The sequence below is a fragment of the Streptomyces sp. NPDC092369 genome (assembly GCF_044755245.1).
In the GTDB taxonomy this organism is placed as follows: domain Bacteria; phylum Actinomycetota; class Actinomycetes; order Streptomycetales; family Streptomycetaceae; genus Streptomyces.
Genome location: NZ_JBIVQP010000008.1, coordinates 112,917 through 131,610, shown reverse-complemented (window position 1 = coordinate 131,610; position 18,694 = coordinate 112,917). Strand labels below are relative to the sequence as shown.

General features: G+C 71.5%; 16 protein-coding genes. 9 read left to right on the top strand and 7 right to left on the bottom strand.

Annotation, left to right across the window (positions count from 1 at the left end):
- Window positions 1-112: 112 nt before the first annotated feature.
- The 3 genes from ACIQI8_RS38605 to ACIQI8_RS38595 form a co-directional block, all read right to left on the bottom strand.
- The gene (locus ACIQI8_RS38605; RefSeq protein WP_402361697.1) at window positions 113-2,350 is read right to left on the bottom strand and encodes a molybdopterin oxidoreductase family protein; all 2,238 of its coding nucleotides are present in this window, start codon (window positions 2,348-2,350) and stop codon (window positions 113-115) included.
- Window positions 2,351-2,467: 117 nt separating this feature from the next.
- Window positions 2,468-3,118, bottom strand: a complete 651-nt coding sequence (locus ACIQI8_RS38600) for a TetR family transcriptional regulator (protein ID WP_402362768.1) — start codon at window positions 3,116-3,118, stop codon at window positions 2,468-2,470.
- The gene (locus ACIQI8_RS38595) at window positions 3,118-3,732 is read right to left on the bottom strand and encodes a hypothetical protein (protein WP_402361694.1); all 615 of its coding nucleotides are present in this window, start codon (window positions 3,730-3,732) and stop codon (window positions 3,118-3,120) included. Before ACIQI8_RS38595 ends, ACIQI8_RS38600 begins: the two co-directional genes overlap by 1 nt.
- Before the next feature lie 171 nt (window positions 3,733-3,903).
- Here ACIQI8_RS38595 and hmgA point away from each other — a divergent pair, with 171 nt between their 5' ends.
- Genes hmgA through ACIQI8_RS38580 form a run of 3 tightly spaced genes read left to right on the top strand, consistent with a single transcriptional unit; the run spans window position 3,904 to window position 7,188 of the window.
- Window positions 3,904-5,229, top strand: coding sequence for a homogentisate 1,2-dioxygenase (hmgA, locus tag ACIQI8_RS38590; protein WP_402361691.1), 1,326 nt, complete (start codon window positions 3,904-3,906; stop codon window positions 5,227-5,229).
- A gap of 26 nt (window positions 5,230-5,255) precedes the next feature.
- Window positions 5,256-6,005, top strand: coding sequence for a GntR family transcriptional regulator (locus tag ACIQI8_RS38585; protein ID WP_402361688.1), 750 nt, complete (start codon window positions 5,256-5,258; stop codon window positions 6,003-6,005).
- Between the two features lie 40 nt (window positions 6,006-6,045).
- A complete protein-coding gene (locus tag ACIQI8_RS38580) occupies window positions 6,046-7,188 on the top strand; it encodes a type ISP restriction/modification enzyme (RefSeq protein WP_402361685.1) in 1,143 nt (380 codons plus the stop codon).
- A 31-nt stretch (window positions 7,189-7,219) separates the two neighbouring features.
- Here the strand turns inward: ACIQI8_RS38580 and ACIQI8_RS38575 are convergent, their stop codons facing one another.
- On the bottom strand, window positions 7,220-7,936 hold the full coding sequence (locus ACIQI8_RS38575; protein WP_402361682.1) for a TetR/AcrR family transcriptional regulator: 717 nt from the start codon (window positions 7,934-7,936) through the stop codon (window positions 7,220-7,222).
- 63 nt (window positions 7,937-7,999) lie between these two features.
- On the opposite strand from ACIQI8_RS38575, the gene ACIQI8_RS38570 reads away from it, so the two are divergent.
- Together ACIQI8_RS38570 and ACIQI8_RS38565 are read left to right on the top strand one after the other, a co-directional pair.
- Window positions 8,000-8,947 carry an ATP-binding cassette domain-containing protein gene (locus tag ACIQI8_RS38570; protein WP_402361679.1) on the top strand — a complete coding sequence of 316 codons (948 nt, stop codon included), beginning with the start codon at window positions 8,000-8,002 and terminating at the stop codon, window positions 8,945-8,947.
- Window positions 8,944-9,726 carry an ABC transporter permease gene (locus ACIQI8_RS38565; protein ID WP_402361676.1) on the top strand — a complete coding sequence of 261 codons (783 nt, stop codon included), beginning with the start codon at window positions 8,944-8,946 and terminating at the stop codon, window positions 9,724-9,726. Before ACIQI8_RS38570 ends, ACIQI8_RS38565 begins: the two co-directional genes overlap by 4 nt.
- A gap of 131 nt (window positions 9,727-9,857) precedes the next feature.
- On the opposite strand, the gene ACIQI8_RS38560 is transcribed toward ACIQI8_RS38565, so the two are convergent.
- The 3 genes from ACIQI8_RS38560 to ACIQI8_RS38550 form a co-directional block, all read right to left on the bottom strand.
- Entirely contained in the window at window positions 9,858-10,127 is a 270-nt protein-coding gene (locus tag ACIQI8_RS38560) for a hypothetical protein (protein WP_280877754.1), read from the bottom strand.
- Window positions 10,128-10,253: 126 nt separating this feature from the next.
- Window positions 10,254-11,060 carry an anti-sigma factor domain-containing protein gene (locus ACIQI8_RS38555; protein ID WP_402361673.1) on the bottom strand — a complete coding sequence of 269 codons (807 nt, stop codon included), beginning with the start codon at window positions 11,058-11,060 and terminating at the stop codon, window positions 10,254-10,256.
- Complete coding sequence (locus tag ACIQI8_RS38550; RefSeq protein ID WP_402361670.1) at window positions 11,057-11,599, bottom strand: sigma-70 family RNA polymerase sigma factor; 543 nt, start codon at window positions 11,597-11,599, stop codon at window positions 11,057-11,059. Before ACIQI8_RS38550 ends, ACIQI8_RS38555 begins: the two co-directional genes overlap by 4 nt.
- Window positions 11,600-11,849: 250 nt before the next feature.
- Here ACIQI8_RS38550 and ACIQI8_RS38545 point away from each other — a divergent pair, with 250 nt between their 5' ends.
- The 4 genes from ACIQI8_RS38545 to ACIQI8_RS38530 all read left to right on the top strand — a co-directional run bounded on the left by ACIQI8_RS38545 (window position 11,850) and on the right by ACIQI8_RS38530 (window position 18,677).
- A complete protein-coding gene (locus ACIQI8_RS38545; protein ID WP_402361667.1) occupies window positions 11,850-13,385 on the top strand; it encodes a DUF4331 domain-containing protein in 1,536 nt (511 codons plus the stop codon).
- A gap of 385 nt (window positions 13,386-13,770) precedes the next feature.
- Window positions 13,771-15,318 (top strand): tetratricopeptide repeat protein, encoded by a 1,548-nt coding sequence (locus tag ACIQI8_RS38540; RefSeq protein WP_402361664.1) that lies wholly within the window; start codon window positions 13,771-13,773, stop codon window positions 15,316-15,318.
- A gap of 14 nt (window positions 15,319-15,332) precedes the next feature.
- Window positions 15,333-16,994 carry a nickel/cobalt transporter gene (locus ACIQI8_RS38535; RefSeq protein WP_402362765.1) on the top strand — a complete coding sequence of 554 codons (1,662 nt, stop codon included), beginning with the start codon at window positions 15,333-15,335 and terminating at the stop codon, window positions 16,992-16,994.
- 63 nt (window positions 16,995-17,057) lie between these two features.
- A complete protein-coding gene (locus ACIQI8_RS38530; protein WP_402361661.1) occupies window positions 17,058-18,677 on the top strand; it encodes a protein kinase in 1,620 nt (539 codons plus the stop codon).
- Window positions 18,678-18,694: the final 17 nt, after the last annotated feature.

Here is an 18,694-nt window from a genome sequence, read left to right as displayed (position 1 = left end):
AACTCCCACCGGAGACGGCGGTCCGACGACGTTAGGTCCGTTCAAATGCCGTTAACAAGACGTTGACGCGTGAGCAATAAGCGCAAAACTGCAGGTCACAGCTTTGCTCAGGTCACAGGGCCAGGACGGCGGCGCATTCGACCGGCACTCCGTTGAGGACCGCGTTGCCCGAGAGCGGGTCCAGGAGGCTGCCGTCGAGGAGCTGGTTGACGTTGACGCCGGGGTCCACGGAGGCGTGGCTGAGGCGGGTGCCGGCCCGGCTGTGCCCCCAGCCGTGCGGCAGGCTCACCACGCCTCGGCGTACGCCGTCGGTGACCTCGGCGGGCGCGGTCACCTCGCCCCCGGCGCCCTTCACCCGCACCGGTGCCCCGTCGCGCACGCCGAGCCGTTCGGCGTCCTCGGGGTGGATGTGCAGGGTGCAGCGGTTGGTGCCGCCGGTGAGGGCGGGGACGTTGTGCATCCAGCTGTTGTTGGAGCGCAGGTGCCGGCGCCCGACCAGGACAAGGCCGTCCGGGCGCTCGCGCAGGGCCCGCCGCAGCCGTGGCAGATCGTCCACGATCGGCTCCGGCAGCAGCTCGACCTTGCCGCTCCTGGTCTTCAGCGGCTGCGGCAGCCGCGACCGGAGCGGTCCGAGGTCGATGCCGTGCGGATGCGCGAGCAGCTTCTCCAGGCCGAGGCCGTCAGGCCGTACGCCGAAGCCGTCGCCGTAGGGGCCCAGGCGCAGCATCATGTCGATCCGGCGCTCGGGACCGGTGTCGCCGTCGAGCAGGCCGGCCAGCTCGTGCGGGTCGCGGCCGTGGACCGGCGAGTGGGGGTCGCGGACCGCCTTGCCGAGGGTCTGGTCGATGACCATGGCGTCGACGGCCCCGGGGTCGGCGCCGTGCATGCCCGTGGCGGCCAGGATCAGCCGGGCGAGGATCTCGGTCTCGGCCATGCGGCCGGGCTCCAGCGGGACGGCGGGGCGGGTGTAGCGGACCTGGTTGCGGACGGCGAGGGTGTTGAAGGCGAAGTCGTGGTGCGGGCTCTGCGACGGCGGGGGCGGGGGCAGGACGACGTGCGCGTGGCGCGAGGTCTCGTTGAGGTACGGGTCGACGCTGACCATGAAGTCCAGGGAGTCCAGGGCCTTGTCGAGCCGGTCGCCGTCCGGCGCGGACAGCACGGGGTTGGCGGCGACGGCGATGAGGGCGCGGATCGGTTCGCCCTCCGGGGTCGCGGTGTCGATCTCCTCGCCGAGCGCGGAGAGCGGCAACTCGCCCTTGGCCTCGGGGTGTTCGCTCACCCGGGAGTGCCAGCGGCCGAGCTGGAAGCCGCGGCCGGGCCCGGCGGGGCGCGGAGTCCGGTCGGTGGCCGCGAGCGGGAAGAGGGCGCCGCCGGGGCGGTCGAGGTTGCCGGTGAGGACGTTGAGGACGTCGACGAGCCAGCTGCCGAGCGTGCCGTACGGGACGGTGCAGCTGCCGATCCGGGCGTAGACGGCGGCGGTCGGCGCGGCGGCGAGTTCGCGGGCCAGGGTGCGGATCAGCGGGGCCTCGACGTCACAGGCCCCGGCGACCGCCTCGGGGGTGAAGTCCCCCACGGCGGAACGGAGTTCCTCGACGCCCTGGACGTGTGGCGCCAACTCCCCCAGTTCCACCAGGCCTTCCTCGAAGAGGGTGTACGCCATCGCCGCGAGGAGCAGTGCGTCCGTGCCGGGTCTGATCGCGATGTGGCGGTCGGCGAGCTTGGCCGTGCGGGTGCGGCGCGGGTCGATCACGGTGAGGGTGCCACCGCGCGCCTTGAGCGCCTTGAGCTTGCCGGGGAAGTCGGGGGCGGTGCACAGACTCCCATTGGACTCAAGGGGGTTGGCGCCGATGAGCAGCAGGTGGTCGGTGTGGTCGAGGTCCGGCACGGGGATGGCGTTGGCGTCGCCGAAGAGCAGTCCGCTGGAGACGTGCTTGGGCATCTGGTCGACCGTGGACGCGGTGAAGACGCTGCGGGTGCCGAGCCCGGCGAGCAGGACCGTCGGGTAGAGGCCGCCGGCCACGGTGTGCACGTTCGGGTTGCCGAGCACGACGCCGACGGAGTTCGCGCCGTACCGCTCGACGACCGGGCGCAGGCCCGCGGCGACCGCGTCGAAGGCCTCCGCCCAGGTGGCCTCGCGCAGCTCGCCGTCGCGTCGCACGAGCGGGGTGCGCAGCCGGTCGGGGTCGGCGTCGACGGCGCCGAAGGAGGCGCCCTTGGGGCAGATGAACCCCTTGCTGAACACGTCGTCGCGATCGCCGCGGGCGCCGGTGACCCGGGTGCCCTCGATGGTGAGGGTCAGCCCGCAGGTGGCCTCGCACAACGGGCAGATTCGCAGGGCGGTGCGGGACACGGGTCCTCCCGGGGGCAGCGGTGCCTGTCCCGGTGAGCATACCGACCGGTATGCACGGAGGGGAGGCCTCTCGGGGGTGAGGTCGGAAACCCGCGAGCCGTCCCTGCGGCGCGGCCTCTAGTCGAGCACCCGGGACAGATACGCCCGCAGCAGCTCCCGCGCCTCCTCGATGATCTTCTCGTCGCCGTCCGGGGCCATTCGGAAGGCCAGGTGGACCAGGGTGTCGGCGGTCTCCACGGCGATCAGGAAGGTCCGGCGCAGATCCTCGTCGGGCTCGCGGTCGATGTAGCCGGAGAGCATCTCGGTGAGGCGGTCGGCGACCCGGTGGTTGGGTTCGGCGTGGCGGGTGCCGACCGGGATCTGGTTGCCGAAGTCGACGAGGGAGAAGCCGGGCGCGGTGCGCTTCATGACCAGGTACTCATCGAGGACGGCGTCCATCGCGGTGCGCCAGCCTCCCCCGCCCCCGCCGCCTGAGCGGGAGGCGGCCTCCCCGCCGGCCGTCTTCAGCCGCTCGGTGACGCGCTCGGTGAAGCGCTCCAGGTTGCGCCCTGCGAGGGCGTCGGCCATCTGCCGCTTGTTGCCGAAGAAGCGGTAGACGGAGCCGATGGGCACGCCGGCGCGCTGGGCGACGGCGCGCGTGCTCAGGTCGTCGTAGCCGACCTCGTCGAGAAGGTCGGCACACGCGTCGAGAATCCGGGTCAGGCGTTCCGCGCTGCGCCGCTGTACCGGCGCACGGCGTAGCGATGTCGCTTCGGGCACGGGCTTCATCATGCCTTTCCGACGCCGCTCGGTGAAGCTCGCCCCCCAGCATGGAGACCAGCGTTCGGCATACCGAACGCGGCGGGGTTCGTGGTGGAGTCCGGCGTCACCCCCGACCCCTGCCCCGACTCCGACGCGGTGATGTCGGCGGTGCTCTCCACGGCCTTGCCGTCCACGGCCCACACGGTGCCGTCGTCGGCGTACAGCCGGGCGGTGACGTGGTGGGTGCCGCGCGGGACGAGTTCGGCCGGCAGGCGGTAGGACGGGCCGCGCAGGCGGGTCACGAGGTGGTGGTCGACGAAGAGGTAGGCGAAGCCCTGCCCGGCCACCGCCCGGGCCTTCGTACCGGCCGGGGAGAAGCGGAAGTGCTGGACGGTGAGCCGGACGTCCCAGCTGTCGTCGGTGTCCGGCTGCACCTCGATGCCCACCTCGGGCGCGCCCTTGCCGTCCACCTCGCGCAGGTGCCGCCCCTCCTTGTCGGTCTCGTCGAGGAGCTTGCCCACCGGCGAGGGCGAGTCGCCACTCTTCCCGTCGTCGGCAGCACCGCTGTCACAGCCCGCGGATCCGCTCAACAGCAGGACACAGACCGTGAGCGCGGCAAGAAGACCCCGTGTCCACGACATGCTCGGGAGACTAGAACAACGGTCCGACACTCCGGATCCCCCTGGAGTCTGGTTCTGGTTCCTCCCTGGTGAGGAGGCCCGCCCCGGACGAGACCGCCCGACCGCCCTCTTGCGCCCGCGAAATCGCATTCCTATGGTGTTACATAGGAATCAGATCGCAAGGGAGCGCTCATGACCGGGGACCCGCGCAAGACGGCGGAGGGGCTGACGTACCTCTCCGGCTTCGGCAACGAACACAGCTCCGAAGCCGTGCCCGGCGCCCTGCCGGACGGCCGCAACTCGCCCCAGCGCGCACCCCTGGGCCTGTACGCGGAACAGCTCAGCGGTACGGCCTTCACCGAGCCGCGCGCCCACAACCGCCGCTCCTGGCTCTACCGCATCCGCCCCTCGGCCGCGCACCCGGCGTTCACGTCCACGGACAACGGCTCGATCCGTACGGCCCCTTTCACGGAGTCCGTGCCGGACCCCAACCGGCTGCGCTGGGACCCGGTGCCGGCGCCCGCCGAGGGCACCGACTTCCTGGCCGGCCTGTGGACCCTGGGCGGCAACGGCGACGCCACCCAGCGCACCGGCATGGCCGTGCACCTCTACCACGCGAACGCCTCCATGGACCGCGTGTTCAGCGACGCCGACGGCGAGCTGCTGATCGTCCCCGAGCACGGCGGGCTGCTCCTGCACACGGAGTTCGGCCTGCTGCACGTGGAGCCCTCGCAGGTGGCGCTGATCCCGCGCGGGGTCCGCTTCCGCGCGGAGCTGCTCGACGGGTCGGCCCGCGGCTACGTGTGCGAGAACTACGGCGCCCTCTTCCGCCTCCCCGACCTCGGCCCGATCGGCGCCAACGGCCTCGCGAACGCCCGGGACTTCCACGCGCCGGTCGCCGCCTACGAGGACGTCGAGGGCCCGGTGGAGGTGGTCAACAAGTTCTGCGGCAACCTCTGGACGGCGACCTACGACCACTCGCCCCTCGACGTCGTCGCCTGGCACGGCAATCTGGTGCCGTACGTCTACGACCTGCGCCGCTTCAACGTCATCGGGACGATCTCGTACGACCATCCCGACCCGTCGATCTTCACGGTGCTGACGTCCCCGTCGGACACCCCGGGTCTGGCCGGCGTGGACTTCGTGGTGTTCGCGCCGCGCTGGCTGGTGGGCGAGGACACCTTCCGGCCGCCGTACTTCCACCGGAACGTGATGAGCGAGTACATGGGGCTCATCGAGGGCGCGTACGACGCCAAGACGGCCGGAAAGGGGGGCTTCGTGCCGGGCGGCGGCTCGCTGCACAACATGATGTCGGCGCACGGTCCGGACCGGGAGACCTTCGACCGGGCGAGCGCGGCGGAGCTCAAGCCGCAGAAGGTGGACGACGGCCTCGCGTTCATGTTCGAGACGCGCTGGCCGGTGACCCTGACTCCGCAGGCGGCCCGCGCGGAGCACCTCCAGCGGCGCTACGACGACGTCTGGCAGGGCATGGAGCGGCACTTCCGCCCATTGCACTGATCGCGGACGACCGGTACGGATAGCCCGTGACCTCCTTCGCCCCGGACTCGATCGTCCTGAACCGCAAGCTGCCGCTCTGGTATCAGGTGTCGCAGTCGCTGCGCGCCTCGATCCTGGGCCGCGCGCCCCAGGACCCGCTGCGGCTGCCCACCGAGGAGCAGTTGGCGGGGCACTACGGGGTGAGCGTGCTGACCATGCGGCAGGCGCTGAAGGAGCTGGAGGACGAGGGCCTGATCACGCGCCACCGCCGCCGGGGCACCTTCATCGAGCCGACCGCCCGCCGGGGCACGCCGGTTCGGCTGCTGGGCTCGGTCGACGCGATCGTGGCCCAGCAGTCCGGCATGGTCACCGAGCTGCTGGCGCACGGCAGTTCGCCGGTGCCGCCCGAACTCGCCGAGTACTTCCCCGACCTGGCCGAGGTGGCGACCTACCACCGGCTGCGGGCCGACGAGAAGACGGGCGAGCCGACCAACCACGCGCACAACCACGTCCGTCCCGAACTGGCCGCCCGTTTCGACCCGGACGAGCTGGTCCGGTGGCCGATGACGAAGGTGCTGCGGGACGTCGTCGGGGCGGACATCAGCCGCATCACCGACACCGTGGAGGCCCGGCTCGCGGACCCCGAGACGGCCCGGCTGCTCCAAGTCCCGCTGCTCAGCCCGATCCTGCACTACACGGGCATCACGTACGACAGCGCGGGCCGGGTCCTGGACGTGGCGGTGATCCACTACCGGGGCGACCGCTTCTCCTTCACCGTCACCCTGGACGCCACATGAGCCCGACGACCCGAGCCGCCTGTCAGCGGCGCGTCGTACGATGCCCAGCGTGACGCACGACGACGCTCCGCCGCTGGCGGACCTGATGCCGTGGTCCGTCGCACCGCCGCGGCTCGGCCGGGGGTGGCCGACGGGCCCCGACCCGGCGTCCCTGAAGGCGCGTTGGGACGCCCTGGTCAAGGCCGAGGGGCCGGACCGGGAGATCCTGTTCGAGCCGACCCGCTCACGCACCCTGCACACGGCCGTCGGGCAGCTGCCCGGACAGCCGGGCGGCACCGAGAAACTGATCCGCGCCACCGGCCCGTCCGCCGAGCCGGTCCGCGTACTGGCCGCCGCGTTCGACGAGCAGTGGCTCATCCCCGATCACCGGCTGATCGACGCGGCCCGCCCCGAGTTGTGGCGGGTGGCGGACGAGCGGCAGGTGTTCGTGGTGGAGACGCCGGACGCACCCCTGCTGGCGACCCGGCTCATCCCGCTCCTGCGCCCCGGCCGCATCCGCCCGCTCTACCGGCGCCCCGGCGGCACGGAACCCAACCTGGCGCCCGGTCTGCTCGCACACCTCGGCCACTCCCCCGATCCGGTGGACTTCCTGGCCTGGACATTGACGGCGATCCGCCCCGACCTCACCGTCCCACTCCCCCGGGACCCCGAACTCTGGGCCCGGGGCGTGGAGTTGGGCCACCGCGCCCTGTGGCTCCTGCTCCGCGACGGCGACCGCCCCAAACTCCCCGGAGGTCGCCGCCCCTACGTCCGCGCACCGCTCCCGGCCCGGCCGCTCACCGTCCACTACGACCGCGACGAGGAGGCCCTCCACCTCGACGAGGGCCGCGTCTCGCCGGTCCCGCCCGAGGCCTGGGACTTCGAGACGGCCCCCGGGGTCCGCGTCCTGGAGCACTGGTTCACGGCGCGAACGGCGGAGGACGCCGAGCGAGGCACCCTCGCCGCGATCCGCCCACCCGGCTGGCAACAGAACTGGACGTCCGAACTCCTGGAACTCATCACGGTGTTGACCCTGTTGGCGGAAGTGCGGGATCAGCAGCAGGAGTTGGCGGTCCCGGACACCATCACGGCGAAGGAACTGCGCACGGCGGGCATCCTCCCGCCCCCGGATCCGACCCGCCGACCGGCGACGGTCCTGGACCACCACGAGGAAGGCCCCGAGGGACAGTTCGCACTGATCTGACGGCGCCATTCGGCACCCCAGGGGGACGACCTCACCCCCGCGGAGCAAACGCGTCCAGCACCCTCTCCAACGCCAGCTCGAAAACCGCCTCCAGATCAATCGGCCCGGCGTCCTCGGCGAAGGCGGCAGCCATCCGCGGATACGCCCCCGTGGCCACCTGCCCGAACAGGTACGCCATCCGCACCTCGTTCTCCTGCTCCGGCGACCACGGCAGGGACCGCGAACGCTCAGCCGTGGCCAGCTCGTTGGCGACGTAGGTCGTCACGACTCCGTTGAGCATGCCGACCAGCTGCATCTTCAGGCCGTAGGTCAGGTCCTCGCGCGAGTCCAGACAGGCCAGGCAGTGCTCCAGGTAGCGCAGGGCGTTGGGGCTGAACCCGTACACCGGTGACATCAGCCGAGGCAGCCAGGGGTGACGGTGCATCAGCGAACGGGTCTGGTGGGCCACCCGCTTCATGTCGGCCCGCCAGTCCCCGGTCGGCTCCCACAGCTCGTGCTCGCCGCTGATCGCGTCCACCATCAGCTCGTACAGGTCCTCCTTACGGGGGACGTAGTTGTACAGCGACATGGTCCCGCAGCCCAGTTCGGCCGCGACATGCCGCATCGACGCCCCGTCGAGCCCCTCCGCGTCGGCGACCCGCACCGCCGCCGCCGCGATGTCCGCGCGGCTGTACGCGGGCTTCGGCCCCCGGCCCGTCCGCTCAGGACGGGCCCAGATCACTTCGGGTACGGCCGCTCGGCCCGCCATCGATCATCACCTCGTCCACCATCGTAGTTACGTACAGCGTACGTAGTGCGCTATGGTCAACCCATGGATACTACGTACGCTGTACTTAGTGAAGGTCTGGAGAAGAGGTTCGGCGAGGTGCGGGCGGTGCGCGGGCTGGACCTCGCGGTCGCCCGGGGAACGGTCTGCGGTGTCCTCGGACCCAACGGGGCGGGCAAGACCACGGCCGTACGGCTGCTGACGACCCTGCTGCGCCCGGACGCGGGCTCGGCGCGGATAGCGGGGCACGACCTCGTCCGGGAGCCCGCGGCGGTACGGCGCAGCATCGGCGTCACCGGGCAGTACGCGTCGGTCGACGGCGACCTCACGGGGCGCGAGAACCTGCGTCTGTTCGCGCGGCTGCACCGGGTGCGAGGACCGGCCGACCGGGCGGGCGAGCTGCTCGACCGGTTCGGTCTCGGCGAGGCCGCGGACCGGCCCGCGTCCACCTACTCGGGCGGGATGCGCCGCCGCCTCGACCTCGCGGCGAGTCTCGTGCGCCGCCCGGAGGTGCTGTTCCTGGACGAGCCGACGACAGGGCTCGACCCGGCCAGCCGCACCTTCGTGTGGGACGCCGTGCGCGAACTCACGGGGCACGGCACGACGGTGCTGCTCACCACGCAGTACCTGGAGGAGGCCGACCGACTCGCCGACGACATCGCGCTGGTGGACCGGGGGCGGGTGGCGCACACGGGATCGCCGGCGCAGTTCAAGGCGCTCATCGGAACCTATGTCGAGGTCGTTGTCGCCGATCCGGACGTCCTGGTGAAGGCGGCCGGTGTGCTCGACCAACTCACCGGTGCTGAACCGACGTTCGACCACGAGCGGGGCGCCGTCGGCGCGGTCGCGCGGGACACGACGCTCACCCTGCCGCGTCTGGTGCGCGAACTGGACGCGGCGGGCGTGCCGTTGCTCGACGCGAGCCTGCGGCCGCCGACGCTCGACGAGGTGTTCCTGCAGCTGACCGCCGACTTCGCGGAGCGTGTGGCATGAGCGTGCTGGCGTACGACGGAACGGCCCTGCTGGGCCGCCAGTTGCGGCGGATCCGGAACAACCCGGGGCTGCTGATCCTGACCCAGACGATGCCGATCAGCATGCTGCTGTTCTTCGGCTACGTCTTCGGCAGCGCGCTGGCCATGCCGGGCGGGGAGTACCGGTCCTTCCTGGTGCCGGGACTGCTGGTGGCGACGGCGGCGAACGGGATCATGACCGGCATGTTCCAGGCGGCCCAGGACACCCATCGGGGCGTCGCGGACCGCTTCCGCACCCTGCCGATCAGCAGGGCCGCCGTACCGCTGGGACAGGCCCTCGCGGACGTCCTCGTCACCGCCGCGGGAACCGGGCCGTTCCTGCTGGTCGGGTATGCGGTCGGCTGGCGGATCGAGGGGAGCGCGCTCGAAGCGGTGGGCGCCGTGGGGCTGTTGCTGCTGTTCCGGTTCGCGACGACCTGGGTGGGGATCTTCCTCGGGCTGCTCACCCGCAGCGAGGAGGCCGCGGGGCAGCTGGGCGGCGCGACCTTCATGCTGCCCCTGCTGTCCAACGCGTACATCCCCACCGACGGGCTGCCGGGCTGGCTGCGCACGCTCGCCGAGTGGAACCCGATCAGCGCGGTGACGACGGCCCTGCGGGACCTGTTCGGCAACGCGCCGGTGCCCGAGGGTGCCGCGTGGCCGGTCGCACATCCGGTCGCCGGGTCACTGATGTGGTGCGCGGTGCTGATCGCGGTGTTCCTGCCGGCGGCGGTGCGGCGGTACGCGTACGGGGAGCGCTGACCTCAACGGGCATGGGAAAGCCTGGTGTTGTCTCTCGGTACCGAGTGGGTGGGAGGTACCGAGAGACGACCGGACGGCGTGCCGAACCGGGCATGGCCCCTCGATGACGGCGTCGAGGGACGCCGGTGAACTCAGCGGCCCCCGAACAGCGAACGCCGCAGCCTGCGCAGCGGAGCGAAGAGCGAGACCCGGCGCACGCGCGCGCCCTGGTCACTGCGGGTCTTGGTGGTGTCGCGAGCGGTGAGCTCAAGCATCAGCGAGGTCGCCTCCGCCGTCTCGCGCTGCGGCACGGCAGGGCCCGCCAGCACCGAGAGATGGCGGTCGAGACGCGAACTGGTCGCGCTGCTCCCGCACGTGATCGCAGGGACCCTGGCCCTGCTGTGCATCGTTATCTGATCCATGTCACTCCCCACCCGTACAAGTCCACCCGGCCCGGGCAGGGTAACCCTATCGCCCCAACCGGGCACTCGTGTATCGCGGTCACAGGATTCACCTTCCCCGTAAGGAGGTTGACGACTCCCCTCTCGTCACTCTCCGAATCCAACCGATTTCAGGGCGAGTTGGACAATCGGCTGGCTGGTGGGCTGCGCTGAGCCCCCGTCGGGCTCGACGGTCACAGCGAGTGATGTCGCGGACTTGTTGAGACCGGACGCGACCAAGGGCGTGTCGCCCTTGAAGAGGCCGAGGGAGCGCGGTTGCTCGTCGGGGCGCATGAGCCACAGTTGGTGCACGCGGTCGCTCGCCAGATCGTCGTATCCGCTGAGCGTCACCACCGCGCTCCCCTCCTCGGCCGAGGCGACCACGCCGATACTTCGGCCCTGTGCGTCCTTGCCGGTGCTCGACCGGGCGTCCGGAGCCGAGAGAACGTGGGCGATCTCACGCGACTGCGCCTGCGCCGCGTCCAGCCTGTCCTGGGTCCGGTTCGCCTGCACCGCGAAGAGGGAGGCGACGACGAGGGCCGCGGCCGCCGTCGCGGTGGCGAACGGCACGAAGAACGGACGGCGCTCACGAACGCGCCGCGGGGGCGGCTGGACTCCCCAGACGTGCGGCGGCAACTGCGGTGTGTGCTCCCGCGTCTGCTCCCGCACGGGCGGGGGCACCTGGGGAGTCGTGCGGACGGCGGCCAGCACCCGGTCGCGCATCGCGGCCGGCGGCGGGGCGGCCGTGGACCAGGCCAGCCGGACGGCGTCCTCGGTCAGCGCCCGCACCTCGGCGGCGCAGACCGCGCACGTCCGCAGATGCTTCTCGAAGCGGGCCCGCTCGGCGGGGTCCAGGGCGTCGAGCGCGTAGGGGGCGGCGAGCGAGTGCAGATCCTCTCGGCGGAACAGACTCATGCGACACCTCCCAGGCACTTGCGCAGCTGGGTGAGTCCGTCGCGCATCCGGGTCTTGACCGTGCCCAGCGGCAGCGAGAGCCGCTCGGCCACTTCACGGTACGTGTAGCCGTCGTAGTAGGCGAGGGTCACGGACTGGCGCTGCAGGGCGGTCAGGCGGTTCAGGCAGCGGCGCACCCATTCGCGCTCCATGCCGGCCTCGACCTCCTCGGCCACGTGGTCGAAGGCGGGGCCGTTGGTGCGCTGGGCCTCGCGCTGTTCGCGTTCGCCGGCCGCGCGTGCGCTGCGCACCCGGTCGACCGCCCGGCGGTGGGCGAGGGTGAGCACCCACGACAGCGCGCTGCCACGCCCGGGGTCGAACCGGCCCGCGGAGCGCCAGAGTTCGAGCAGCACCTCCTGGGACACCTCCTCCGACTGCGCCGGGTCGCGCACGACGCGTCGGACCAGTCCGAACACCGGACCGGACACGAGTGCGTACAGCTCCTCGAATGCCTTCTGGTCGCCGCCCGCCACGAGCACCAGAAGTTCGTCCGCCTCCACTCGGTCCCCCTCTCCCCGCCCGCATGGGCCCCGTCCTGTCACACCAGGCATTCGCAACGAACGCACCTCCGGATGGGGTTACGGATGAGCGTGCCCGAAACGCGGGTCCGCGGCCGACGAAACAAGATTCCCGCTCCGCTGAAACGAGGGTCCGAGTCCGCCGTAAGAACGTTTGGGATTCGACCAATCCATCCTGCCGACCGCTCCGAATCAGCGTTCGTCAGGCAAGTTGGCACTGAGGACGGACGGCATGACACCTAACTCCAGGAGCGGTGCGGGGCGCAGGAACATCGCGGCCCTCATATGCGGCGCGTTGGCCGCCGGGGGGCTCGCGGCCGCCGGTACGGCCGCGCTGGAACCGGGAGTGGCCTCGGCCTCCTCCCACCGGGAGGCCCCCCTGATCTCGGGGACTCCGCAGTACGACAACACGGACCTCTACGCGTTCGCGAGCCCGGACAAGGCGAACACGACGACGATCGTGGCGAACTGGATCCCGTTCGAGGAGCCCGCGGGCGGCCCGAACTTCTACCAGTTCGCGGACGACGCCCAGTACGACCTGCACATCGACAACAACGGTGACGCACTGGACGACCTGATCTTCCGCTACACCTTCAGCACGCAGATCAAGAACAAGAAGACGTTCCTGTACAACACGGGTCCGGTGACCAGCCTCACCGACCCGGACCTCAACATCACGCAGTCCTACGACATCGACCTGATCCGGCTCAAGCACGGCAAGCAGTCGTACAAGACCCGGATCGCCGACGACATCCCGGCGGCCCCGTCGAACGTGGGCAAGGCGTCGATGCCGGACTACGCGAAGCTGCGCTCGCAGGCGATCTACAAGACCTCGCAGGGCGGCGCCACCTTCGCCGGTCAGGCCGACGACCCGTTCTTCGCCGACCTGCGCGTCTTCGACCTGCTGTACGGCGGCAACCTCTCCGAGGTCGGCAACGACACCCTCAAGGGCTACAACGTCAACACGATCGCCCTCCAGGTGCCGAACGACCTGATCCGGCAGTCCAAGTCCCGTCCGACCGTGGGTATTTACTCCACGACCCAGCGCAGGAACGCCCAGGGCTACTACTCCCAGGTCTCGCGCCTGGGCAACCCGCTGGTCAACGAGGTCGTCAACCCGCAGAAGGACAAGGACAAGTTCAACGCGTCCCAGCCCAAGGACGACGCGCAGTTCCTCAAGAACGTGACCGAGCCCGAGATCCCGAAGCTCATCGAGGCGATCTACAAGATCAAGGCGCCGGCCGAGCCGCGCAACGACCTCGTCAGCGTGTTCCTCACGGGCGTCAAGAACCTCAACACCTTGCAGCCGTACGCGACTCCGTCGGAGATGCTGCGGCTGAACACGTCGATCCCGGCGACCGCGCACCCCAAGCGGCTCGGCGTCCTGGACGGCGACAACGCGGGCTTCCCGAACGGACGTCGGCTCACCGACGACGTGATCGACGCCGCGCTCCAGGTCATGGAGGGTGAACTCGTCGGTTCCAAGAACGACTTGGGCGACGCGGTCGACAAGAACGACAAGGGCTTCGAGAAGTACTTCCCGTACGTGGCCGAGCCGACCTCGGGTTCACGCGGTCCGCTCGCCAAGGGCACCGGCAGCGGCACCGACGTCAAGAACCAGCTCGGCGACGCCCTGCAGCCCGCCGGTTCCTCCACCTCCGGCAACACCGCCCTGATCGCCGGATCCGCGGGCGCCGGCGCGCTCGGCATCCTGCTGATCGGCGGCGGCCTGATGTGGTGGCGCCGGATGCGGGAGCGGGCGTACTAGGAGCTGTTGTTTGGATCAGGCCGGCTGTGAGGTGCGATGCCTCTCGGCCGAGCCGAGCGGGGTCTGGTGCGTGCAGCTGCAAGGCGGAGGAGGGAGTCGACGCGGAGCGTCGGCGACCGACGACAACGCGGCAGATGGGCGTGCCAGGGCCCGCGACGCCGGACTGATCCAAACGACGGCTCCTGGGCCACAGCCCCTCATGGCCGGGCCGGGTCACTCCAACCCGGCCCTGGAGGTGGCGGATCGGGCGGCTCTTGAAGCGGTGTCGCCCGATCCGCGAACCCAGGCCGATCCACCGACTGGCGCGGCCCGCTCGTACTCATCCCCCACGGCGCGGGCCGCGCCGTACGACTTCCGTTCACCGCATTCCGATCGAGGAGAGGGCATGGCCCCGCGTACGAACGACACCGAGCCGACGAGGACCGACGGCAGCGCGCCGCCCGCCCTCTCGGACCCCGAGGCCATGCCCACCGAGCCCGCCGCCGGCACCGAGCAACGGGCCGTGCCGAAACTGCACTTGGTCTCCGGGGACACCGGCAGGCCCGAGCCGTCCCCCGCCGCCGAGGACGAGCGGGTCGCCGCCGTGCGGCGCGTGGGGGCCGTCGGTCGGCGCTGGCGGGCGGCCCAACTCGGCGGATCCGTCGTGCTGTTGGCCATCGCGCTCACCGCCGGTTCGATCGCGCTCGGGGCCATGAAGGACAGCGGCGGGACCGCCGTCGCCGCCGCACCGAGCGCCATGTCACCGGCGCTGCTGTCCAGCGGTGACATCGACGCGACCATCACCTCGCTGCAGGCCCAACTGCGCTCGCAGCCCAAGGACTTCGGCAGCTGGGCCACTCTCGGACTCGCCTACGTGGAGCAGGCCCGCACCAAGGGCGACCCTTCCCGTTACCCGCAGGCCGAGAAGGCCCTGGCGCGGTCGCTCCAGGTGAAACCCGGCAACGAGGCGGCCGTCACCGGCCAGGCCGCCCTCGCCGCGGCCCGGCACGACTTCAAGGACGCTTTGAAGTACGCCGACCAGGTCCTCAAGGAGAACCCCTACAGCGCGAACGCCCTCTCCTCCCGCATCGACGCCCTCGTCGAACTCGGCCGCTACGCCGACGCGTCGAAGGCCGCCGACATCGCCGACACCCGCCGCCCGGGCGTCCCCGTCTTCACGCGGTACGCGTACGTGCACGAACTGCGCGGCGACGTGAAGACCGCCCGCCGGGTTTTGGAGCAGGCGCTCACCACCGCGACCTCCCCCGGCGACATCTCCTACGTGGCCGCCCAGCTCGGCCAACTCGCCTGGAACCAGGGCGACTACAAGAACGCACTCACCTTCTACGCCCGCGCCCTGGCCGCCGACGAGAACTACCTTCCCGCCCTGGAGGGCCGCGCCCGCGCCCTGTACGCCACCGGCGACAAGGCCGGCGCCGTCAAGGGCATGGAGCAGGTCGTCGCCCGCTACCCGCTGCCCGGTCCGCTCGTCGAACTCGGTGAGCTGTACGAGGACCGCGGCGCCGAGGGCGACAGGATGAAGGCCGCCGACCAGTACGCCCTCGTCGGCGCCTGGGTCGCGCTGGCCCGCGCCAACGGCGTCAACGCCGACCTCGACACGGCGCTCGCCGCCGCCGACCACGGCGACAAGGCGGCGGCCCTGCGCGCCGCCCGCGCCGAATGGGCCCGCCGGCACACCGTGCACACCGCGGACGCCCTGGCCTGGGCCCTGCACGTCAACGGCCACGACGAAGAGGCCCTCCCCTACGCCCGGCAGGCCACGGCCACCGGCTACCGCAACGCCTCCTTCATCTACCACCGCGGCATGATCGAGCTGGCCACCGGTCACGCGAAGGACGGCCGCGCCCATTTGAAGGCGGCCCTGAAGCTGAACCCCGGCTTCTCGCCCCTGGGCGCCCGGACGGCCCGTGAGGCACTGGAGGCGGCCAAGTGACGCCCCGCCGCGCGATGACGCCCCGCCGCCTGTTCGCCTCCTGCACAGCCGTGTTCACGGCCGCCTGCGCACTCGTGCTGCTCCCTTCCGGCGCCGCGAGCGCGCACCCCCTCGGCAACTTCACCGTCAACCGCTACGACGGACTCGTCGCCGCCCCCGGTCACCTGCGCGTCGACCACGTCGAGGACCTCGCCGAGATCCCCGCCACCCAGGCGAAGCCGGACATCAAGCGGCTCGGCATGACCGAGTGGGCGCGGGAGCGGTGCGAGAAGGCGGCGGACGGCAGCAAGGTCACCGTCGACGGACGCGCCACCGACCTCACCGTCGGCACCAGCCACGCGCGCGTGCGCCCCGGCCAGGCCGGCCTCGACACCCTGCGCGTGGAGTGCCGCCTCACGGCCCCGCTCCCCGAGGGCGAGACCGTCAGCCTCGGCTTCCACAGCGCGGGCGCCACCTCCGGACCCGGCTGGCGGGAGATCACCGCGCGCGGCGACCGGATGACGCTCACCGCGACCGACGTACCGAAGACCTCGGTCTCCCACGAACTCACCAGTTATCCCAAGGAGTTGCTCTCCTCCCCCGCCGACACCGCGACCGCCTCCCTGCGGGTGCGCCCCGGCGGACCGGCCCTGGCCGAGGACGACCAGGCCGCCCCCGGCGCCTCCGTACTGCCGCGCGGCGCCGACCGCTGGACCCGCGCCCTGGACAGCCTGGTGGCCCGGCACGACCTCACCGTCGGCTTCGCCGCGCTCGCCCTGCTCATCGCGGTCGTCCTGGGCGCGATGCACGCGCTCGCGCCGGGCCACGGCAAGACCCTGATGGCGGCGACGGCGGCCGCGCGCGGGGGCAAGGCCCGCCTCAAGGACGTGCTCCCCCTGGCCGCCTCGGTGACGGTCACCCACACGCTCGGCGTGGTCGCCCTGGGCCTGCTGGTCACGGCCGGCTCGGCGGCGACCCCCTCGGTGATCGCCTGGCTGGGCATCGCGAGCGGTGTCCTGGTTCTTTGCGCGGGCGCCACCCTCGTACGCCGGGCCTGGCGCAACCGCACACACGGTCATGGCCACGACCACCCGCATACACATCCGCACGAGCCCGTGACCGAGAAGGCCGAGGAACGTGCCCTCGTGCTGGTCTCGGCCCACTCCGCCCACGCGGAGACCGCGGCGGCGGCCACCCCCACCGAAACCCATCCGCACCCGCACACTCACGACCACCACACCCACGACCACAGTCACCCCCACCCCCATTCCCACGACCACCCCCACCACCCCGCCCCCGACTCCCCCCTCGAACACAGTCACGGCGGCTTCACCCACACGCACGCCATCGCGCCCACCGTGCGCGGCACGATCCTGCTGGGTTTCGCCGGTGGGCTCGTGCCGAGTCCGTCCGCCGTCGTCGTGCTCGTCGGCGCGATGGCGCTCGGCCAGGCGTGGTTCGGGCTGCTGCTGGTCGTGGCGTACGGCGTCGGGCTCGCGCTGACCCTGACGGCGGCTGGATTCGCCGTCGTCAAGCTGGGTACCGGAATGACTCGGGTGCTGGACAAGCGCCCGCGTCTGACGAGCCATCCGATGACGACCCTGCTGCGCAGGTCCGCGCCGCTGATGTCGGCGTTCCTGGTCGTGGCACTCGGGGCCGGATTGGTGCTCAAGGGGGCGGCATCCGCACTCGGCTGAGCTACTTTTGGGCACAAATGACGCGGAGTGGAGACATCGCGCGGATGCTATGGGGGGACACCCGTGTCCGAAGAACCGGGCAGTGAACGTGTGATCGCCGGCCGCTACCGGCTTCTGTCGCCCCTCGGTGAGGGCGGGATGGGAACCGTGTGGCGCGCCCGCGACGAGCTGTTGCACCGCGAGGTCGCCGTCAAGGAGGTGCGCGCGCCCGCCGGGCTGCCGCACTCGGAGATCTCACGCATGTACGCCCGGCTGGAGCGCGAGGCGTGGGCCGCGGCCCGGGTCGCCAACCGCAATGTCGTCACCGTGTACGACGTGGCGATGCAGGACGACCGGCCGTGGATCGTGATGGAGCTGGTGCGGGGCATCTCGCTGGCCGAACTCCTGGACATCGAGGGCCCGTTGAGTCCGCAGCGCGCCGCGCACATCGGTGCGGAGGTGCTGTCCGCGCTGCGGGCGGCGCACGCGGCCGGGGTGCTGCACCGGGACGTGAAACCGGCCAACGTGCTGATCTCGAACGACGATCGGGTGGTGCTCACCGACTTCGGCATCGCCATGGTCGAGGGCAGTTCGGCGCTGACCATGACCGGCGAGGTCATCGGCTCGCCCGAATTCCTGGCCCCGGAACGGGCGTTGGGCCGCACTCCGGGTCCCGAGTCGGACCTGTGGTCGCTCGGTGTGCTGCTGTACGCGGCCGTCGAGGGCAACTCCCCCTTCCGGCAGGCCACTCCGCTCAACACCCTGCGCGCGATCGTCGACGAGGAGCTGCCGTACCCGCACCGGGCCGGTCCGCTCGCGCCGGTGATCGAGGCGCTGTTGCGCAAGGACCCGGCCGAGCGGCTGCCGGCCGAGCAGGCGGAGCGGGATCTGCGGATCATCGCGGCGGGCGGCACGGTCGACGCCCCCATGGCGCAGGCACCGGTGTATCCGCCGACGACCATCGGCTATGCGTCGCAGGAGTCGTCGACGCCGTCCCAGCCGTACACGGCCGCCCGGACGCAGCCCGTCCCGGGGCCGGGGAGGACTACGACCTCGCCCGCCACACCGCCGGAGCGCAGTCGCGGGGCCGCCGTCGCGCTGATCGTGGGCGCGGTCGTCCTGGCGCTGGCGCTGGCCGGTCTGACGTACGCGCTGCTGAACAACGGTGACGGCGACGGGGGTTCGGCCGACGCGGGGGCCAGCACCAAGACCGGGGGCGGGACCTCGCAGAGCGCCACGCGCACCGACTCCGGCGGCGACGAGGAGAGTTCCGAGCCCAGCGCGAGCAGCAGCGCTTCGAGTTCTGCCGCCCAGCAGTCGGTGCAGGTCTCACTGGCGGGGGCGAACACCGACTACTCCGGGAGCTGTCCGCCGTCGAGTGCGCAGGCGCCCACGTTCACGGCGACGATCACGGTGGGGAAGCTGCCGGCCCAGGTGAGCTATCGGTGGGTGTCCGCGGACGGGCAGGTCATGGACGACGGGTGGAAGACCATGTCCTTCGCCGAGGGCGGCGGGAAGACCAAGCAGGACAAGGCGTTCGTGACGACGTACGACAGCACGGGGACGTTCCGGAACTCGATCAGTGTCGAGGTGCGCTCGCCGGTGGAGAAGAAGTCCAACTCGGTTCCGTTCACCGTCACTTGTGTGGCGGAGACCCCGTCGGGCGAAGCCTCCGCCAGTGCGTCCGAGTCCGCGGACCAGTGAGGGTCGGGACGCGGCGG

Excerpts from the sequence above, each read along its gene's own strand:
- ACIQI8_RS38545 (WP_402361667.1), top strand. The coding sequence starts at position 11,850 with ATGACACCTAACTCCAGGAGCGGTGCGGGGCGCAGGAACATCGCGGCC.
- ACIQI8_RS38535 (WP_402362765.1), top strand. The coding sequence starts at position 15,333 with ATGACGCCCCGCCGCCTGTTCGCCTCCTGCACAGCCGTGTTCACGGCC.
- ACIQI8_RS38600 (WP_402362768.1), bottom strand. The coding sequence starts at position 3,118 with ATGAAGCCCGTGCCCGAAGCGACATCGCTACGCCGTGCGCCGGTACAG.
- ACIQI8_RS38570 (WP_402361679.1), top strand. The coding sequence starts at position 8,000 with ATGGATACTACGTACGCTGTACTTAGTGAAGGTCTGGAGAAGAGGTTC.
- ACIQI8_RS38565 (WP_402361676.1), top strand. The coding sequence starts at position 8,944 with ATGAGCGTGCTGGCGTACGACGGAACGGCCCTGCTGGGCCGCCAGTTG.
- ACIQI8_RS38540 (WP_402361664.1), top strand. The coding sequence starts at position 13,771 with ATGGCCCCGCGTACGAACGACACCGAGCCGACGAGGACCGACGGCAGC.
- ACIQI8_RS38555 (WP_402361673.1), bottom strand. The coding sequence starts at position 11,060 with ATGAGTCTGTTCCGCCGAGAGGATCTGCACTCGCTCGCCGCCCCCTAC.
- ACIQI8_RS38580 (WP_402361685.1), top strand. The coding sequence starts at position 6,046 with ATGCCCAGCGTGACGCACGACGACGCTCCGCCGCTGGCGGACCTGATG.
- ACIQI8_RS38560 (WP_280877754.1), bottom strand. The coding sequence starts at position 10,127 with ATGGATCAGATAACGATGCACAGCAGGGCCAGGGTCCCTGCGATCACG.
- ACIQI8_RS38595 (WP_402361694.1), bottom strand. The coding sequence starts at position 3,732 with ATGTCGTGGACACGGGGTCTTCTTGCCGCGCTCACGGTCTGTGTCCTG.
- ACIQI8_RS38575 (WP_402361682.1), bottom strand. The coding sequence starts at position 7,936 with ATGGCGGGCCGAGCGGCCGTACCCGAAGTGATCTGGGCCCGTCCTGAG.
- hmgA (WP_402361691.1), top strand. The coding sequence starts at position 3,904 with ATGACCGGGGACCCGCGCAAGACGGCGGAGGGGCTGACGTACCTCTCC.